At 43.5% G+C, this 16,958-nt stretch carries 23 protein-coding genes; all 23 read left to right on the top strand.

The annotated features are described in order from the left end of the window. Nucleotides 1-2 precede the first annotated feature (2 nt). Nucleotides 3-4,250: a DNA-directed RNA polymerase subunit beta' gene (rpoC, locus tag ACSSU7_RS07965; RefSeq protein ID WP_492515996.1), complete on the top strand. Its 4,248-nt coding sequence runs from the start codon at nucleotides 3-5 to the stop codon at nucleotides 4,248-4,250. A gap of 149 nt (nucleotides 4,251-4,399) precedes the next feature. Next, a complete protein-coding gene (rpsL, locus tag ACSSU7_RS07960) occupies nucleotides 4,400-4,786 on the top strand; it encodes a 30S ribosomal protein S12 (RefSeq protein WP_015831292.1) in 387 nt (128 codons plus the stop codon). Nucleotides 4,787-4,883: 97 nt separating this feature from the next. Further along, nucleotides 4,884-5,354 carry a 30S ribosomal protein S7 gene (gene rpsG, locus ACSSU7_RS07955; RefSeq protein WP_492515995.1) on the top strand — a complete coding sequence of 157 codons (471 nt, stop codon included), beginning with the start codon at nucleotides 4,884-4,886 and terminating at the stop codon, nucleotides 5,352-5,354. Between the two features lie 56 nt (nucleotides 5,355-5,410). Next, nucleotides 5,411-7,501, top strand: a complete 2,091-nt coding sequence (gene fusA / locus ACSSU7_RS07950; RefSeq protein WP_492515994.1) for an elongation factor G — start codon at nucleotides 5,411-5,413, stop codon at nucleotides 7,499-7,501. Nucleotides 7,502-7,545: 44 nt separating this feature from the next. Continuing rightward, on the top strand, nucleotides 7,546-8,736 hold the full coding sequence (gene tuf / locus ACSSU7_RS07945) for an elongation factor Tu (RefSeq protein ID WP_019899756.1): 1,191 nt from the start codon (nucleotides 7,546-7,548) through the stop codon (nucleotides 8,734-8,736). Between the two features lie 64 nt (nucleotides 8,737-8,800). Then, complete coding sequence (gene rpsJ / locus ACSSU7_RS07940; RefSeq protein ID WP_015831295.1) at nucleotides 8,801-9,109, top strand: 30S ribosomal protein S10; 309 nt, start codon at nucleotides 8,801-8,803, stop codon at nucleotides 9,107-9,109. 118 nt (nucleotides 9,110-9,227) lie between these two features. Continuing rightward, nucleotides 9,228-9,896, top strand: coding sequence for a 50S ribosomal protein L3 (gene rplC / locus ACSSU7_RS07935; protein ID WP_492515993.1), 669 nt, complete (start codon nucleotides 9,228-9,230; stop codon nucleotides 9,894-9,896). Beyond that, nucleotides 9,896-10,522 carry a 50S ribosomal protein L4 gene (gene rplD, locus ACSSU7_RS07930; RefSeq protein ID WP_019899754.1) on the top strand — a complete coding sequence of 209 codons (627 nt, stop codon included), beginning with the start codon at nucleotides 9,896-9,898 and terminating at the stop codon, nucleotides 10,520-10,522. The genes rplC and rplD overlap by 1 nt, the downstream gene beginning before the upstream one ends. Then, nucleotides 10,519-10,833, top strand: a complete 315-nt coding sequence (rplW, locus tag ACSSU7_RS07925) for a 50S ribosomal protein L23 (protein WP_019899752.1) — start codon at nucleotides 10,519-10,521, stop codon at nucleotides 10,831-10,833. The genes rplD and rplW overlap by 4 nt, the downstream gene beginning before the upstream one ends. Before the next feature lie 11 nt (nucleotides 10,834-10,844). Next, nucleotides 10,845-11,678, top strand: coding sequence for a 50S ribosomal protein L2 (gene rplB, locus ACSSU7_RS07920; protein WP_015831299.1), 834 nt, complete (start codon nucleotides 10,845-10,847; stop codon nucleotides 11,676-11,678). Nucleotides 11,679-11,682: 4 nt separating this feature from the next. Continuing rightward, nucleotides 11,683-11,958 (top strand): 30S ribosomal protein S19, encoded by a 276-nt coding sequence (rpsS, locus tag ACSSU7_RS07915; protein WP_015831300.1) that lies wholly within the window; start codon nucleotides 11,683-11,685, stop codon nucleotides 11,956-11,958. Between the two features lie 10 nt (nucleotides 11,959-11,968). Further along, nucleotides 11,969-12,298, top strand: a complete 330-nt coding sequence (gene rplV / locus ACSSU7_RS07910) for a 50S ribosomal protein L22 (RefSeq protein WP_013147044.1) — start codon at nucleotides 11,969-11,971, stop codon at nucleotides 12,296-12,298. 9 nt (nucleotides 12,299-12,307) lie between these two features. Next, on the top strand, nucleotides 12,308-13,030 hold the full coding sequence (rpsC, locus tag ACSSU7_RS07905; RefSeq protein ID WP_019899751.1) for a 30S ribosomal protein S3: 723 nt from the start codon (nucleotides 12,308-12,310) through the stop codon (nucleotides 13,028-13,030). After that, entirely contained in the window at nucleotides 13,014-13,430 is a 417-nt protein-coding gene (rplP, locus tag ACSSU7_RS07900) for a 50S ribosomal protein L16 (RefSeq protein ID WP_019899750.1), read from the top strand. The genes rpsC and rplP overlap by 17 nt, the downstream gene beginning before the upstream one ends. 16 nt (nucleotides 13,431-13,446) lie before the next feature. Beyond that, complete coding sequence (rpmC, locus tag ACSSU7_RS07895) at nucleotides 13,447-13,641, top strand: 50S ribosomal protein L29 (RefSeq protein WP_019899748.1); 195 nt, start codon at nucleotides 13,447-13,449, stop codon at nucleotides 13,639-13,641. A 1-nt stretch (nucleotide 13,642) separates the two neighbouring features. Next, nucleotides 13,643-13,888 (top strand): 30S ribosomal protein S17, encoded by a 246-nt coding sequence (rpsQ, locus tag ACSSU7_RS07890; RefSeq protein WP_015831304.1) that lies wholly within the window; start codon nucleotides 13,643-13,645, stop codon nucleotides 13,886-13,888. Between the two features lie 199 nt (nucleotides 13,889-14,087). Continuing rightward, complete coding sequence (gene rplN, locus ACSSU7_RS07885) at nucleotides 14,088-14,456, top strand: 50S ribosomal protein L14 (protein WP_015831305.1); 369 nt, start codon at nucleotides 14,088-14,090, stop codon at nucleotides 14,454-14,456. 8 nt (nucleotides 14,457-14,464) lie between these two features. Beyond that, nucleotides 14,465-14,782 (top strand): 50S ribosomal protein L24, encoded by a 318-nt coding sequence (gene rplX, locus ACSSU7_RS07880; protein WP_036301929.1) that lies wholly within the window; start codon nucleotides 14,465-14,467, stop codon nucleotides 14,780-14,782. Between the two features lie 8 nt (nucleotides 14,783-14,790). Then, a complete protein-coding gene (gene rplE / locus ACSSU7_RS07875) occupies nucleotides 14,791-15,330 on the top strand; it encodes a 50S ribosomal protein L5 (RefSeq protein WP_015831307.1) in 540 nt (179 codons plus the stop codon). Between the two features lie 3 nt (nucleotides 15,331-15,333). Then, a complete protein-coding gene (gene rpsN / locus ACSSU7_RS07870) occupies nucleotides 15,334-15,639 on the top strand; it encodes a 30S ribosomal protein S14 (protein ID WP_492515992.1) in 306 nt (101 codons plus the stop codon). A gap of 15 nt (nucleotides 15,640-15,654) precedes the next feature. Continuing rightward, entirely contained in the window at nucleotides 15,655-16,050 is a 396-nt protein-coding gene (rpsH, locus tag ACSSU7_RS07865; RefSeq protein WP_019899743.1) for a 30S ribosomal protein S8, read from the top strand. A 10-nt stretch (nucleotides 16,051-16,060) separates the two neighbouring features. Further along, entirely contained in the window at nucleotides 16,061-16,594 is a 534-nt protein-coding gene (gene rplF, locus ACSSU7_RS07860) for a 50S ribosomal protein L6 (RefSeq protein ID WP_019899742.1), read from the top strand. Nucleotides 16,595-16,604: 10 nt separating this feature from the next. After that, on the top strand, nucleotides 16,605-16,958 hold the full coding sequence (rplR, locus tag ACSSU7_RS07855) for a 50S ribosomal protein L18 (protein WP_015831311.1): 354 nt from the start codon (nucleotides 16,605-16,607) through the stop codon (nucleotides 16,956-16,958).

Below are 16,958 nucleotides of genomic sequence, written 5' to 3'. Positions count from 1 at the left end.
ACATGAAAGCTCTATTAGACTTATTTAAACAGGTAACGCAAGAAGAAGAGTTTGATGCAATTAAGATTGCGTTAGCTTCACCTGAAAAAATCCGTTCATGGTCATATGGCGAAGTAAAAAAGCCAGAAACCATTAACTACCGTACTTTCAAACCTGAGCGTGATGGTTTGTTCTGCGCAAAAATCTTTGGCCCTATCAAAGATTACGAGTGCTTATGCGGTAAATATAAACGCTTAAAACATCGTGGCGTAATCTGCGAAAAATGTGGCGTTGAAGTGACGTTATCAAAAGTACGTCGTGAGCGTATGGGTCATATCGACCTAGCATCACCAGTGGCGCACATCTGGTTCTTGAAATCATTACCAAGCCGTTTAGGTATGGTGTTGGATATCGCTTTGCGTGATATCGAACGTGTATTGTACTTTGAAGCATTCATCGTGGTTGACCCAGGCATGACACCGCTTACACGCGGTCAGTTATTGACTGAAGATGACTACTTGGCAAAAGTAGAAGAGTACGGTGATGAGTTCAATGCGGTGATGGGTGCTGAGGCGGTTCGTGAACTGCTACGTACAATGGACATCGAGCGTGAAATCACGACATTACGTCAAGATTTAGGCGCAACCGGTTCAGAAGCGAAAATCAAGAAAATCGCTAAACGCTTAAAAGTGTTAGAAGCCTTCCAAAAATCTGGCATTAAACCAGAGTGGATGATTCTTGAAATCTTGCCAGTATTGCCACCAGAACTACGTCCATTGGTACCATTGGATGGCGGCCGTTTTGCAACATCTGACTTGAATGACTTGTATCGTCGCGTGATTAACCGTAACAACCGTTTGAAACGCTTGTTAGAGTTGAAAGCACCGGAAATCATCGTACGTAACGAAAAACGTATGTTGCAAGAAGCCGTGGACTCATTATTAGACAACGGCCGTCGCGGTAAAGTGATGACTGGCGCTAACAAACGTCCATTGAAATCATTGGCTGACATGATCAAGGGTAAAGGCGGTCGTTTCCGTCAAAACTTGCTTGGTAAGCGTGTGGACTACTCTGGTCGTTCAGTGATTGTGGTTGGCCCGCAATTGAAACTGCATCAGTGCGGTTTGCCTAAGAAAATGGCTTTGGAATTATTCAAGCCATTCATCTTCCATAAATTGGAAGTATTAGGTTTAGCGACAACGATTAAAGCTGCGAAGAAAAAAGTTGAAGAAGAAGGACCAGAAGTATGGGATATCCTCGAGGATGTAATCCGCGAGCATCCGGTGCTATTGAACCGTGCGCCTACATTGCACCGTTTAGGTATTCAAGCGTTTGAGCCTATCTTGATTGAAGGTAAAGCCATTCAATTGCACCCGTTAGTTTGTGCGGCATTCAACGCCGACTTTGACGGTGACCAAATGGCGGTTCACGTTCCATTGAGCTTAGAAGCACAAATGGAAGCACGTACTTTAATGTTGGCTTCAAACAACGTATTGTCACCTGCAAACGGTGAGCCAATCATTGTGCCTTCACAAGATATCGTGTTGGGTCTGTACTACATGACGCGTGAGAAAGTTAACGCACGTGGCACTGGCATGCGCTTTGCGGATGTAAAAGAAGTGCAACGTGTATTTGACCAAGGTTTAATTGATCTACATGCTAAAGTAACCGTACGTATTAAAGAGTACGACTTGGATGTAGATGGTGTTAAAACCGAAAAAACTACGCGTTACGAAACTACTGTAGGTCGTGCATTGCTGTCAGATATCTTGCCAGCAGGCTTGCCGTTCAGTCACATTGATAAAGCTTTGAAAAAGAAAGAGCTTTCAAAACTAATCAACGCTTCGTTCCGTAAAGTGGGTATCCGTGAAACAGTAATTTTTGCTGACCAATTGAAAAACACTGGTTATTCATACGCAACTAAAGCAGGTATTTCTATCAGTATTAACGATATGTTAGTGCCATTAGAAAAAGAGCAATTAATTGCTGCTGCTGATGCTGAAGTGAAAGAAATCGAAGACCAATACGTTTCTGGTCTAGTGACACAAGGTGAGCGCTATAACAAAGTAGTGGATATCTGGGGTCGTGCTGGTGACAAAGTTGCTGACGCGATGATGAAGCAGCTGAAAGAAGAAGACGTGTTGGATGCTGATGGCAACCAATTAAAAGACGTTAATGGTAAAGTTGTACGTCAAGAGTCTTTCAACGCTATTTACATGATGGCCGACTCAGGTGCGCGTGGTTCTGCAGCGCAGGTGCGTCAGTTAGCTGGTATGCGTGGTCTGATGGCGAAACCGGATGGTTCAATTATTGAGACACCGATTAAAGCGAACTTCCGTGACGGTCTTAACGTGTTGCAATACTTTATTTCAACCCACGGTGCACGTAAGGGTCTAGCTGATACGGCGTTGAAGACAGCGAACTCAGGTTACCTGACACGTCGTTTGGTTGACGTAACACAAGACTTGGTAGTGACTGAGCATGATTGCGGTACGGTTGATGGTTTAGTGACTAAAGCTTTGGTTAAAGGCGGTGAAGTGATTGAGCCGTTACATGACCGTATCTTGGGCCGTACTACTGCGTTGGATGTAGTTAACCCAGAAACACAAGAAGTGATTTACCCAGCTGGTACATTGCTAACTGAAGATGAAGTAGAGCGTATTGATGCTTTAGGTATCGATGAAGTTAAAGTGCGTACAGCGCTGACTTGCGATACGCGCTACGGTATTTGTGCTAAATGTTACGGTCGTGACTTGGGTCGCGGCAAACTGATTAGCATGGGTGAGTCAGTGGGTGTGATTGCTGCGCAATCTATCGGTGAGCCTGGTACACAGTTGACGATGCGTACGTTCCACATCGGTGGTGCGGTATCACGTGCAGCATCTGTAAGCCAAGTTGAAAGTAAGTCGAACGGTGTGTTGAGTTTCACTTCAACCATGCGTTATGTAACGAACGTGCGTAATGAGCAAGTGGTGATTTCACGTAATGGTGAAGTGATCGTTGCTGATGAAAACGGCCGTGAGCGTGAGCGTCATAAAGTGCCATACGGTGCTACTTTGCAAATTACTGACGGTAAAGCGGTAAAAGCAGGTCAGGCAATTGCAACTTGGGATCCGCATACGCGTCCAATTATTACTGAGTACGCTGGTTTCGTTAAATTCGAAAACGTTGAAGAAGGTATCACGGTAGCTAAACAGATTGATGACGTAACAGGTTTGTCATCATTGGTGGTTATTGATCCTAAACAACGTGCCGGTCAAACTAAAGGCTTGCGTCCACAAGTTAAATTGTTAGATGCAAATGGTAATGAAGTTAAGCTTGCTGGTGGTGATCAGTCAGTAAATGTAACGTTCCAAATCGGTTGTATTATTACCGTGAAAGATGGTCAAGAAGTGGGTGTGGGTGAAGTGTTAGCTCGCGTACCGCAAGAGTCATCTAAAACACGTGATATTACCGGGGGTCTGCCACGCGTTGCTGAGCTGTTCGAAGCACGTTCACCAAAAGACGCAGGTATGTTGGCTGAGGTAACAGGTACTGTTTCATTCGGTAAAGATACCAAAGGTAAGCAACGTTTAGTGATTACTGACTTGGATGGTATTTCAAATGAATACTTGATTCCAAAAGACAAGCACGTAACTGCGCATGACGGTCAAGTTGTAACTAAAGGTGAGACTATTGTTGACGGCCCGGCTGATCCACAAGACATCTTGCGTTTACAAGGTCGAGAATCTTTAGCGCGTTATATCATTGACGAAGTGCAAGACGTTTACCGTTTGCAAGGCGTTAAGATTAACGATAAACATATTGAGGTGATTGTGCGTCAAATGTTGCGTCGTGTACGTGTAACCGATGCAGGTGATACGAGCTTCATCATGGGTGAACAAGTTGAGCGTGCAGATTTGTTAGCTGAAAACGAAGTAGTAATTGCGCAAGACAAACGTCCTGCACAGTTTGAATATGTGTTGCTTGGTATTACTAAAGCTTCATTATCTACTGACTCATTCATTTCAGCTGCGTCGTTCCAAGAAACAACGCGCGTACTGACTGAAGCCGCAATCTTAGGCAAGCGTGATGATTTACGTGGTCTGAAAGAAAACGTTATTGTTGGTCGCTTGATTCCAGCGGGTACTGGTCTTGCATATCATGAAGCGCGTAAGCGTGCAGCGGTTGCAGGTGGTGTTCCACAAAATGAAGCGCCAGCAGTAGAAGTAGTTGAAGAAGTAGCAGTAAATGTAACAACAGAAGTAAGTAGTGGAATAGATGCAGAATAAAATCAGATAATTAAGTCTTGACAATAAAAGTCAGGCTAAATAGAATGCTGAGTTTTTCAGGATGGTGTTATTGTATTAACACCATCCTTGTCTATTTTTTAGATTTTGAAATAAATAATTTTAGAGAACAACATTAGAGGTTACAGGCAATGCCAACCATCAATCAGTTAGTACGTAAACCACGCGTTAAAGTGGTCACAAAGAGCAAAGTGCCAGCACTTGAAGCTTGTCCACAAAAACGTGGTGTTTGCACTCGCGTTTATACTACAACACCTAAAAAGCCAAACTCTGCGCTACGTAAAGTTGCTAAAGTACGCCTAACTAATGGCTACGAAGTAATTAGCTACATCGGCGGTGAAGGCCATAACTTGCAAGAGCATAGCGTAGTTTTACTACGTGGTGGTCGTGTAAAAGACTTGCCTGGTGTGCGTTACCATATGGTGCGCGGTAGCTTGGATACTGCAGGCGTTAAAGATCGTAAGCAATCACGTTCTAAATACGGTGCTAAGCGTCCTAAAGAAGCTAAAGCTAAGTAATAGCAATCAACCGATAACGGTTTTATTAATGTAGCGGCTAACCAAAAGCCTTGCTTGAGCAGTTGCTAGCAAAACATAAAAGAGAATAGAGAAGATTATGCCAAGACGTAGAGAAGTCCCCAAACGTAATATCCTGCCGGATCCTAAATTCGGTAGCCAAGAAGTTTCAAAATTTGTAAACGTGTTGATGACAGGTGGTAAGAAATCTGTTGCTGAGCGTATTTTGTACGGTGCATTTGACCAAGTAGTTAGCAAAACTAGCAAAGATGCTTTAGAAGTGTTCACTTTAGCGCTAAACAATCTACGTCCGTTGGTTGAGGTTAAGAGCCGTCGCGTTGGTGGTGCAAACTACCAAGTGCCTGTTGAGGTTCGTCCTAGCCGCCGTAGTGCCTTAGCGATGCGTTGGTTGCGTGATGCAGCACGTAAGCGTGGTGAGAAATCAATGGGCTTGCGTTTAGCAGCTGAGTTGGTTGAAGCTTCAGAAGGCCGTGGTTCAGCGATGAAGAAACGTGAAGAAGTTCACCGTATGGCTGAAGCTAACAAAGCGTTCTCACATTTCCGCTTCTAATTAGTTATTTAACTAACAGAATCGCTCTTTAAGAAAATTAAGTAAAGGTAATAAACGTGGCTCGTCAAACCCCTATTAATCGCTATCGTAACATTGGTATTTCTGCTCACATCGATGCAGGTAAAACAACTACGACAGAGCGTATTTTATTTTATACAGGCGTTAATCATAAGATTGGTGAAGTGCATGATGGCGCTGCAACCATGGACTGGATGGAGCAAGAGCAAGAGCGTGGTATTACCATTACTTCTGCTGCTACTACCTGCTTCTGGAAAGGTATGGCTGGTCAATTTGATCAACATCGCATCAACATTATTGATACCCCAGGCCACGTTGACTTTACGATTGAAGTAGAGCGTTCAATGCGTGTGCTTGACGGTGCATGTATGGTTTACTGTGCGGTAGGTGGTGTGCAGCCACAATCAGAGACTGTATGGCGTCAAGCTAACAAGTACAAAGTGCCACGTTTAGCGTTCGTTAACAAAATGGACCGTGCTGGTGCTAACTTCTTCAAAGTGTACGATCAAATGCGTGCGCGCTTGAAGGCTAATCCTGTGCCTTTACAAGTGCCGATTGGTGCTGAAGAGAAGTTCGAAGGTGTCGTTGACTTGATTAAGATGAAGGCTATCTTCTGGGATGAAGCATCACAAGGTATGAAGTTTGATTACCGTGATATTCCTGCAGATCTTCAAGCTGATTGCGACAAATGGCGCGAGAATATGGTTGAAGCTGCCGCTGAAGCCAGTGAAGAATTGATGAACAAATACCTTGAAGAAGGTGATTTGTCAGAAGCTGACATTCTTTTAGGCCTACGTACGCGTACTATTGCTTCTGAAATCGTGCCGATGATGTGCGGTTCAGCATTCAAAAACAAAGGTGTGCAAGCGATGTTGGATAAGGTCATCGAGTTGATGCCGGCGCCGACTGATATTCCAGATACAAAAGCAGAAGATGAAGATGGCAATGAAATTCGTTTGAAAGCTTCAGATGATGAGAAATTCTCAGCATTGGCATTCAAAATTATGACTGACCCATTTGTAGGTCAGTTAATCTTCTTCCGCGTGTACTCAGGTGTGGTTAATGCTGGTGATACAGTGTACAACCCACTTAAAGGTAAAAAAGAGCGTATCGGCCGTATCGTGCAGATGCATGCTAACAACCGTGTGCCAATTGAAGAGGTTCGTGCTGGTGACATCGCTGCTGCGGTTGGTCTGAAAGAGGCTACAACAGGCGATACATTGTGTGCGCTAGGTTCTGAAATTATCTTAGAGCGCATGATATTCCCTGAGCCAGTGATTCACGTTGCTGTTGAGCCAAAAACTAAAGCTGACCAAGAAAAAATGGGTGTTGCTTTAAATCGTTTGGCACAAGAAGATCCTTCATTCCGTGTTAAAACTGATGAAGAAACTAACCAAACCATTATTTCTGGTATGGGTGAGTTGCACTTAGAGATTTTAGTTGACCGTATGCGTCGTGAGTTCAACGTTGAAGCTAACGTTGGTGCGCCACAAGTAGCTTACCGTGAAGCGATTAAGAAATCTGTTGAGGTTGAAGGTAAGTTTGTTAAACAATCTGGCGGTAAAGGTCAGTATGGTCACGTTTGGTTGAAAATGGAGCCAAATGAAGCTGGTAAAGGTTTTGAGTTTATTGACCAAATTAAAGGTGGTACTGTGCCACGTGAATTCATCCCTGCGGTTGAAAAAGGTCTACGTGAAACAATCCCTTCAGGTATTTTAGCTGGCTTCCCTGTGGTTGACGTTAAAGTGACGCTGTTTGATGGTTCATACCATGATGTTGACTCTAACGAGAATGCATTTAAGATGGCTGCGTCTATCGGCTTTAAAGACGGTATGCGTAAAGCGGATCCAATCTTGCTTGAGCCTATGATGGCGGTTGAAGTGGAAACGCCTGAAGACTACATGGGTGACGTAATGGGTGACTTGTCATCACGTCGCGGTATGATTCAAGGCATGGAAGATAGTCCGTCTGGTAAAGTAATCCGTGCAGAAGTGCCATTGGCAGAGATGTTTGGTTACTCAACTGTAGTGCGTTCATTGTCACAAGGTCGCGCTAGCTACAGCATGGAATTCAAGCACTACACAGAAGCACCAAGAAACGTGGCTGATGCCATTATTAACAAAAAATAGTCCATCACTAATTAATTTTAAAGTTTAGATAAAAGGAAATAATCATGGCAAAAGGTAAATTTGAGCGGACCAAGCCGCACGTTAACGTAGGCACGATTGGCCACGTTGACCATGGTAAGACAACACTAACAGCAGCGATCACCACTGTATTAACAAAGAAATACGGCGGCGAAGCAAAAGCTTACGACCAAATTGACGCAGCACCAGAAGAAAAAGCACGTGGTATTACCATTAACACAGCACACGTTGAGTACGAGACAGCAACACGTCACTACGCACACGTAGACTGCCCAGGCCACGCCGACTATGTTAAAAACATGATTACCGGTGCAGCACAAATGGACGGCGCTATCTTAGTATGTTCAGCAGCTGACGGTCCTATGCCACAAACACGTGAGCACATCTTGTTAGCACGTCAAGTTGGCGTACCATACATTGTAGTGTTCCTAAACAAAGCAGACATGGTAGATGATCCTGAGTTGTTAGAACTAGTTGAAATGGAAGTGCGTGACTTGCTAAGCAAATACGACTTCCCAGGCGACGACACACCAATCATCAAAGGTTCAGCTAAACTAGCTTTAGAAGGCGACCAATCTGAAATCGGCGAACCAGCAATCTTCCGCTTAGCAGAAGCATTAGACAGCTACATCCCAATGCCAGAGCGCGCAATCGACGGCACATTCTTGATGCCAGTAGAAGACGTATTCTCAATCTCAGGCCGCGGTACAGTAGTAACAGGCCGTATTGAGCGTGGTATTGTTAAAGTGGGTGACGAGATTGAAATCGTTGGTATTAAAGACACACTAAAAACAACATGTACAGGCGTGGAAATGTTCCGCAAACTGCTAGACCAAGGTCAAGCAGGCGACAACGTAGGTGTATTGCTACGTGGTACAAAACGTGAAGAAGTTGAACGTGGTCAAGTATTGGCAAAAGCTGGTTCTATCAAACCACACACAAAATTCACAGCAGAAATCTACGTGTTAGGTAAAGATGAAGGTGGTCGTCACACACCATTCTTCCAAGGTTACCGTCCACAATTCTATTTCCGTACGACAGACGTAACTGGCGCAGTTGAATTGCCAGAAGGTACAGAAATGGTAATGCCAGGCGACAACGTATCAATCACTGTTACATTGATTGCACCAATCGCGATGGAAGAAGGCTTACGCTTCGCTATCCGTGAAGGTGGCCGTACTGTTGGTGCTGGTGTTGTAGCTAAGATTATCGAGTAATTTTTGTAGTTAAATCAAACGGCAGGGTGAACCCTGCCGTTTCGCTCTTTTGAAAGGCAGTAAAATGACAAACCAAAAAATCCGTATCCGTCTAAAAGCATTTGATTATCGTTTGATTGATCAATCAGCTCAAGAAATCGTAGAAACTGCCAAACGTACCGGCGCTGTTGTTAAAGGTCCAGTACCATTACCAACACGTATCGAGCGCTTTGATATTTTGCGTTCACCACACGTAAATAAAACTTCACGTGACCAATTCGAAATTCGTACCCATCAACGTTTAATGGACATTGTGGATCCTACTGATAAAACAGTGGATGCATTAATGAAATTAGATTTGCCTGCTGGTGTGGATGTTGAAATTAAGTTGTAAAAAACTTAAGTAGTAAAATCTAGTTGTAAAAAAAACTGAGGTTCGGTATAATCCGGCCTCTTTCACAGAAGTCGGTCAATTGTAATCGACTTTTTAACTAAAATATAAGGAAACGATCATGAGCTTAGGGCTTATTGGTCGCAAAGTGGGTATGACCCGCGTGTTTACTGAGGATGGCGCAAGCGTTCCGGTAACCGTGTTGGAAGTTGTACCTAACCGCGTGACACAGATCAAGACGACCGCAAGCGATGGCTATACTGGCCTTCAGGTAGCTTACGGTACACGTCGTGCCAGCCGTATCAACAAAGCATTGACTGGGCATTATGCTAAGTCAGGTTCTGCTGCAGGTGCTGGTATTCATGAATTCTCAGTTGGTAACGACGTTTTAGCTAATTACACGCCTGGTGCAAATATCACGGTTGATATTTTCCAAGCGGGTCAAAAAGTTGACGTTACTGGCACATCTTTAGGTAAGGGCTTTGCTGGCGCGATTAAACGCCATCATTTTAGTTCTAACCGTGCTTCTCATGGTAACTCACGTTCACATAACGTACCTGGTTCTATCGGTATGGCGCAAGATCCTGGTCGTGTTTTCCCAGGTAAGCGTATGCCTGGTCATTTGGGTGCTGTTAAAGTGACTACACAGAATCTAGAAATCGTTCGCGTTGATGTAGAGCGTAACTTGCTATTGATTAAAGGTGCAATCCCTGGCTCTAAAGGTGGTGACGTTGTTGTACGTCCAGCCATTAAAGAGAAGGCTACTAAAGCACAGGGAGGTTCTAAATAATGGAACTTAAGCTAATAGATAAAAATGGTAAGCCAGCTAAAAAAGGCGTGACTGTATCTGAAGATACATTTGGTCGCGAATTTAATGAAGCGTTGGTTCATCAAGTTGTAGTTGGTTACATGGCTAATGCTCGTACTGCTACACGTGCTCAAAAGGGCCGTGACACAGTTGCGCATACGACACATAAACCTTATGCACAAAAAGGTACTGGTAATGCTCGTGCAGGTATGAGCTCAAGTCCTATTTGGCGCGGAGGTGGTCGTGCATTCCCTAATTCACCTAATGAAAACTTCAGCCATAAAGTAAACCGTAAGGCTTACCGCGCTGGTATGCAAACAATCTTGTCTGAGTTGGTTCGTCAAGAGCGTTTAAGCGTAGTTGAAGAGTTTTCTGTTGATACGCCTAAAACCAAGGCGTTGGCAGAAAAAATCAAGGGTATGGGTTATGCAGGTGGCGTTTTAGTGCTAACTGATAGCTTTAATGAGAACTTATATTTATCTTCACGTAACTTAACTAACGTAATGGTGGTTGAAGCACAATTTGCTGACCCAGTTAGTTTGGTTCGCTTCCCTAATGTAGTTGCTACAGAAGCTGCAGTGAAGAAACTTGAGGAGATGCTAGCATGATGAGCGCTATTACTAAAACTCAAGACCGTTTATTGCAAGTTATTTTAGCTCCGCAAATTACCGAAAAGGCAACTTACATTGCTGACAAGCATCAGCAAATCGCATTTAAGGTGCGTACTGATGCTACTAAACCAGAAATCAAAGCAGCAGTTGAGCTTGTTTTTAAAGTTGAAGTGGCTAGTGTTGCTGTTATTAATGTTGGCGGTAAAACTAAACGCGCTGGCAAAAATATGGGCAAGCGTAAAGACTGGAAAAAAGCTTATGTTAGCTTGAAACCAGGCCAAGAAATTAACTTCGCAGCGGGCGAATAAGGAGAGAAGATATGGCATTAGTTAAAGTCAAACCAACTTCCCCCGGCCGTCGTGGTGTACTAAAGGTGGTTACACCTGATTTGTACAAGGGTAAACCTCACGCACCGCTGTTGGAAAGTCAAAGTAAAAACGCAGGCCGTAATAACAACGGTCATATTACAACGCGTCATCAAGGTGGTGGTCATAAGCAGCATTATCGTTTAATTGACTTCCGTCGTAATAAAGATGGCATTCCAGCGAAAGTGGAGCATATTGAATATGATCCAAATCGCACAGCACACATTGCTTTGCTTTGTTATGCTGATGGTGAGCGTCGTTATATTATTGCACCACGCGGCATTGCTGCAGGTGCGCAATTAATCAGTGGTTCAGATGCACCTATTAAAGTAGGTAATGCAATGCCATTGCGTAACATTCCAGTTGGTAGCACGATCCATTGTATCGAGTTGCAACCTGGTAAAGGTGCTCAATTAGCGCGCTCAGCTGGTACTTCAGTGCAGTTGTTAGCTCGTGAGGGCAGTTACGCTCAATTACGTTTACGTTCTGGTGAAGTTCGCCGCGTACACGTAGATTGCAAAGCAACTTTAGGTGAAGTGGGTAATGAAGAGCATTCACTACGTTCAATTGGTAAAGCTGGTGCTATGCGCTGGCGTGGTGTTCGCCCAACCGTTCGCGGTGTGGTGATGAACCCGGTTGATCACCCTCACGGTGGTGGTGAAGGTAAAACAGCTGCTGGTATGAATCCAGTGAGCCCATGGGGTGTTAAAACTAAGGGTTATCGTACACGTAGTAGCAAGCGTACGGATAATATGCGCGTTAGTCGTCGTCCAAGGAATGTAAGGTAATCATATGGCACGTTCACTTAAAAAAGGTCCATTTATTGATGGTCATTTGGCGAAAAAAGTAGAAGTTGCTGCGGCAACTCGCGATCGTAAACCAATTAAAACTTGGTCACGTCGTTCTACAATTTTCCCGGATTTTATCGGTCTTACTATTGCAATTCATAATGGTAAGCAACACATTCCAGTGTTGATTTCTGAAAACATGGTAGGTCACAAGCTTGGTGAGTTTGCGTTAACGCGTACATTCAAAGGGCATGCAGCCGACAAGAAAGCTAAGAAGTAGGAGCTGAATTATGCAAGTATCTGCAATATTAAAAGGTGTGCATCTCTCTCCGCAAAAAGCTAGATTGGTGGCAGACCTTGTTCGTGGCAAGAAAGTAGATCACGCACTTAACATTTTGAACTTCACACCTAAAAAAGGTGCTGAGATCATCAAGAAAGTTGTTGAGTCTGCAATCGCTAACGCTGAACATAACAATGGGGCTGATATCGACGAATTGAAAGTAACTTCAATTTACGTAGATAAAGGCATTGTGCTTAAACGTATTCGTCCACGCGCAAAAGGTCGTGCGGGTCGCATTACTAAACCAACCTGTCACATTCATGTGACTGTCGGTAACTAAGGGATAATCATGGGTCAGAAAATTAATCCAATTGGTTTCCGTCTGAGCGTTCAAAAGAACTGGGCCTCACGTTGGTATGCCAATAGTAAGAACTTCCCTGCGATGTTGCAAAGCGACATCAAAGTGCGTGAGTTCCTGAATAAGAAACTAGCAAGTGCTGCAGTTAGTCGTATTATGATTGAGCGCCCAGCTAAAAATGCAAAGATCACTATTTACAGTGCACGCCCAGGCGTTGTTATTGGTAAAAAAGGTGAAGACATTGAGTCATTGCGTGCTTCATTACAAGGTTTGATGGGCGTTCCAGTTCATTTGAACATTGAAGAAGTTCGTAAGCCAGAGCTTGATGCTACTTTGATTGCACAATCAATTGCGCAACAACTTGAAAAACGTGTGATGTTCCGTCGTGCTATGAAGCGTGCTATGCAAAATGCAATGCGCTTAGGTGCACAAGGTATCAAGATCATGAGTTCAGGTCGTTTGAATGGTATTGAAATCGCACGTACTGAATGGTACCGTGAAGGTCGTGTGCCATTACATACATTGCGTGCTGACATTGATTACGGTGTAGCTGAAGCTTCAACAACATACGGCATCATTGGTATCAAAGTTTGGGTATTCAAAGGTGAAATTTTTGCAGGTAATGCTCAAGCTGCGCAAGCTGCTGTAGCACCAGCTGCGGAACCTGAAAAAAGAGTAAGAAAGGCGAGGGCTAAAGATGCTACAACCGTCTAGACAAAAATACCGTAAGATGCAAAAAGGCCGTAATAAAGGCATTGCAACGACGGGTAATAAAGTAAGTTTTGGTGATTTCGGTTTAAAAGCGATTGGCCGCGGCCGTTTGACAGCTCGTCAAATTGAAGCAGCACGTCGTGTAATGACTCGTCACATTAAACGTGGTGGTCGTGTATGGATTCGTATTTTCCCAGACCAACCAATTTCTAAAAAACCTGCAGAAGTACGTATGGGTAACGGTAAAGGTAGTACAGAGTACTACGTAGCTCAAATCCAACCAGGTAAAATGTTATACGAGATGGACGGTGTTAGCGAAGAGCTAGCGCGTGAAGCGTTCCGTTTGGCAGCTGCTAAGCTACCAATCGAGACGACATTCATGACACGCCAACTTGGTAGTTAAGGACAAGGAAGCTAATATGAAAGCAACCGATTTAAGAGCAAAAAGCGTTGAAGAGCTGAATGCAGAGTTGATTGAGTTACGCCGTGCGCAATTCTCTCTACGTATGCAAGTAGCTACTCAGCAATTAAATAAAGTAGATCAGCTAGGTAAAGTACGCAAAGATGTAGCGCGTGTTAAGACTGTGTTAGCTGAGAAAGCAAAGCAGGCATAATATGACCGATACAACAAAAGTAGTGCGTAGTCTTACTGGCCGTGTAGTTAGCGACAAGATGGACAAAACTGTTACTGTTTTAGTTGAGCGTAAAGTTAAACATCCTTTGATTGGTAAAGTGGTTCGTCAATCTAAGAAGTTTCACGCTCACGATGAAACAAACAGTTGTAAAGAAGGTGATTTGGTGACTATCGTTGAAAGTCGTCCATTATCAAAAACCAAAACTTGGGTTGTTAAACAGGCCTAAGTAGATAAATGCGCAATTACCGTTAAAAGTAATTGCGCAAATGTTTTAAGCTGTATATAATGTTTTGTTTTTCGGCGAGCGACTTTTATTAAGTCACAAAGCTCTCGCCCCAATACTGACCGTGGTCTGTCGGCCTACATAGTTTTTAACTATAAATGGCCGGTGTTGGTTTTTACGGATTAAGTTGGAGATTACTCTCATGATTCAAATGCAATCTCGGCTAGAAGTTGCCGACAACACTGGTGCGCGCTCTGTGCAATGCATCAAGGTGTTAGGTGGTTCTAAACGTCGTTACGCTGGTATTGGCGATATCATTAAGGTCAGCATTAAAGATGCTGCACCTCGTGGTCGCGTTAAAAAAGGCGAAGTGTACAGTGCGGTTGTTGTGCGTACTGCTAAAGGTGTTCGTCGTCCAGACGGCTCTTTGGTTAAGTTCGACGGTAATGCAGCTGTGTTGTTAAATAACAAGCTCGAACCGATTGGCACACGTATTTTTGGGCCAGTGACTCGTGAATTACGTTCAGAAAAATTCATGAAAATCGTTTCATTAGCGCCAGAAGTTTTGTAGGAGCTCACATGAATAAAATTCGCAAGGGTGATCAAGTCATCCTGAATACAGGTAAAGATAAAGGCAAGCAAGGTACAGTGTTAAGTATTCTTGAGTCAGGTCATGTTGTTGTAGAGGGTCTTAACTTAGTTAAGAAACATGCAAAACCTAACCCGATGAAGGGTATCGCTGGTGGCATTATTGCTAAAGAGATGCCAGTTGACATCTCAAACGTTGCTTTATTTAACAGTGCGACACAAAAAGGTGATCGCGTAGGCTTTAAGACATTAGAAGATGGTCGCAAAATTCGCGTATTCAAATCTAATGGCGAAGCAGTTGACGCATAGGAATAATAATGGCGCGTTTAAAACAATATTATAAAGACTCAGTTGTTAAGTCATTGACTGAGCAATTTGGTTACACTTCTGTGATGCAAGTGCCTCGCATTGAAAAAATCACCTTGAATATGGGTGTGGGCGAAGCGGTTGCTGATAAAAAAGTGATGGAGCATGCTGTTGGTGATATGGAGAAAATTGCTGGTCAAAAAGCAATCGTAACCAAGGCTAAGAAATCAGTGGCTTCATTTAAGATTCGTGATGATTATCCTGTTGGTTGTAAAGTTACTTTGCGTCGTGAACGCATGTACGAGTTTTTGGATCGCTTAGTAACAGTGGCTATTCCTCGTATCCGTGACTTCCGTGGTATTTCTGCTAAGTCTTTTGATGGCCGTGGAAACTATAACATGGGCGTTAAAGAGCAGATAATTTTCCCTGAAATTGAATACGATAAAATCGATGCAATTCGTGGGATGAATATCACTATTACTACTACTGCGAAAACTGATGAAGAAGCAAAAGCATTACTTGCTGCATTCAGTTTCCCTTTCAGAGGTTAAGATATGGCTAAAACCTGTATGACAGAGCGCGAAATCAAACGCCGCGCAACTGTAAGTAAATTTGCTGCAAAACGTGCGGCACTTGAAGCTGCAATGAATGATGTTAATGCTACTGCTGAGAGCCGTTTCGAAGCGCGTTTGAAATTTCAAGCGCTTCCACGTAATTCAAGCCCAGTGCGTCTTCGCAATCGTTGTGCTTTAACTGGTCGCCCACGTGGTGTGTTTAGTAAATTTGGTATTGCGCGTAGTAAATTGCGTGATTTAATGATGAGTGGCCAAGTGCCAGGCGTCACCAAAGCTAGCTGGTAATAGGGGAATAGATCTATGAGTATGAGTGATCCAATTGCCGATATGTTGACGCGTATTCGTAATGCGCAGATGGTCAATAAAGCGGTTGTAACTATGCCTTCTTCTAATGTTAAGTCAGCTATTGCTAGCGTTCTTAAAGATGAAGGTTATATTGAAGACTTTGCTGTGCAAACAGAAGGTAATAAAGCAACGTTAAACATTAGTCTTAAATATTACGCAGGTCGTCCAGTAATTGAACGAATCCAGCGTATCAGTAAGCCTGGTTTACGTGTGTACAAAGGAAGCCAAGAGATTCCTAAAGTGATGAATGGCCTTGGTGTGACAATTATGTCTACATCTAAGGGTGTAATGACAGATCGTAAAGCTCAAGCTGCCGGTATCGGTGGTGAAGTGCTGTGCGTAGTGGCTTAAGGAGAAGCAAATGTCACGTGTTGCTAAAAATCCAGTAGCTATTCCTGCTAAAGTTGAAGTTGTACTTAGCGCTGATGCAATTAATGTTAGCGGTCCATTAGGTAAATTGACACAGTCTTTGACTGGTGCAGTTTTACTAAAACGCGAAGGTGAAACTATCACTTTTGCAGCTGCTAACGATGCTCAGCATTCTCAAGCAATGTCAGGTACCTTACGTGCCTTAGTTGCTAACATGGTTAAAGGTGTTTCAGAAGGCTTTACACGTAAATTGACGCTAGTTGGCGTTGGTTACAAAGCTGCTGCACAAGGTGCTATGTTGAATTTGGAATTGGGCTATTCACATCCGATCAACCACAAAATGCCAGAAGGCGTTACTGTTGCTACACCTACACCAACTGAAGTTGTGTTAACTGGTGTTGATAAACAGGTTATTGGTCAAGTTGCGGCACAGATTCGCGCTTACCGTGCTCCAGAGCCTTATAAAGGCAAGGGTGTTCGTTATGCGGATGAAGTTGTTGTAATTAAAGAAACCAAAAAGAAATAAGGCTTAAAAAATGAACAACGTAAATAATCGCTTGCGTCGCGCACGTAAAACCCGTGCCAAAATTGCAGAGCTAAAAGTTACTCGTTTGAGTGTGCACCGTACTAATACGCACATTTATGCGCAAATTATTGCCGGTACTGGTGATAAAGTGATCGTTAGCGCTTCTACAGTAGAAGCTGAAGTTCGCAAAAACATCAAAAATGGTGGCAACGTTGAAGCTGCTACAGCAATTGGTAAATTAATTGCTGAAAAAGCGATCAAAGCTGGTGTAACTACTGTTGCTTTTGATCGTTCTGGTTACAAATATCATGGTCGTATTAAAGCGTTGGCTGATGCCGCACGTGAAAACGGCTTGTCCTTCTAA

Source organism: Methylotenera sp. E1MeOHC1 (assembly GCF_058745595.1).
This window is presented reverse-complemented; position numbering and strand designations above follow the sequence as displayed.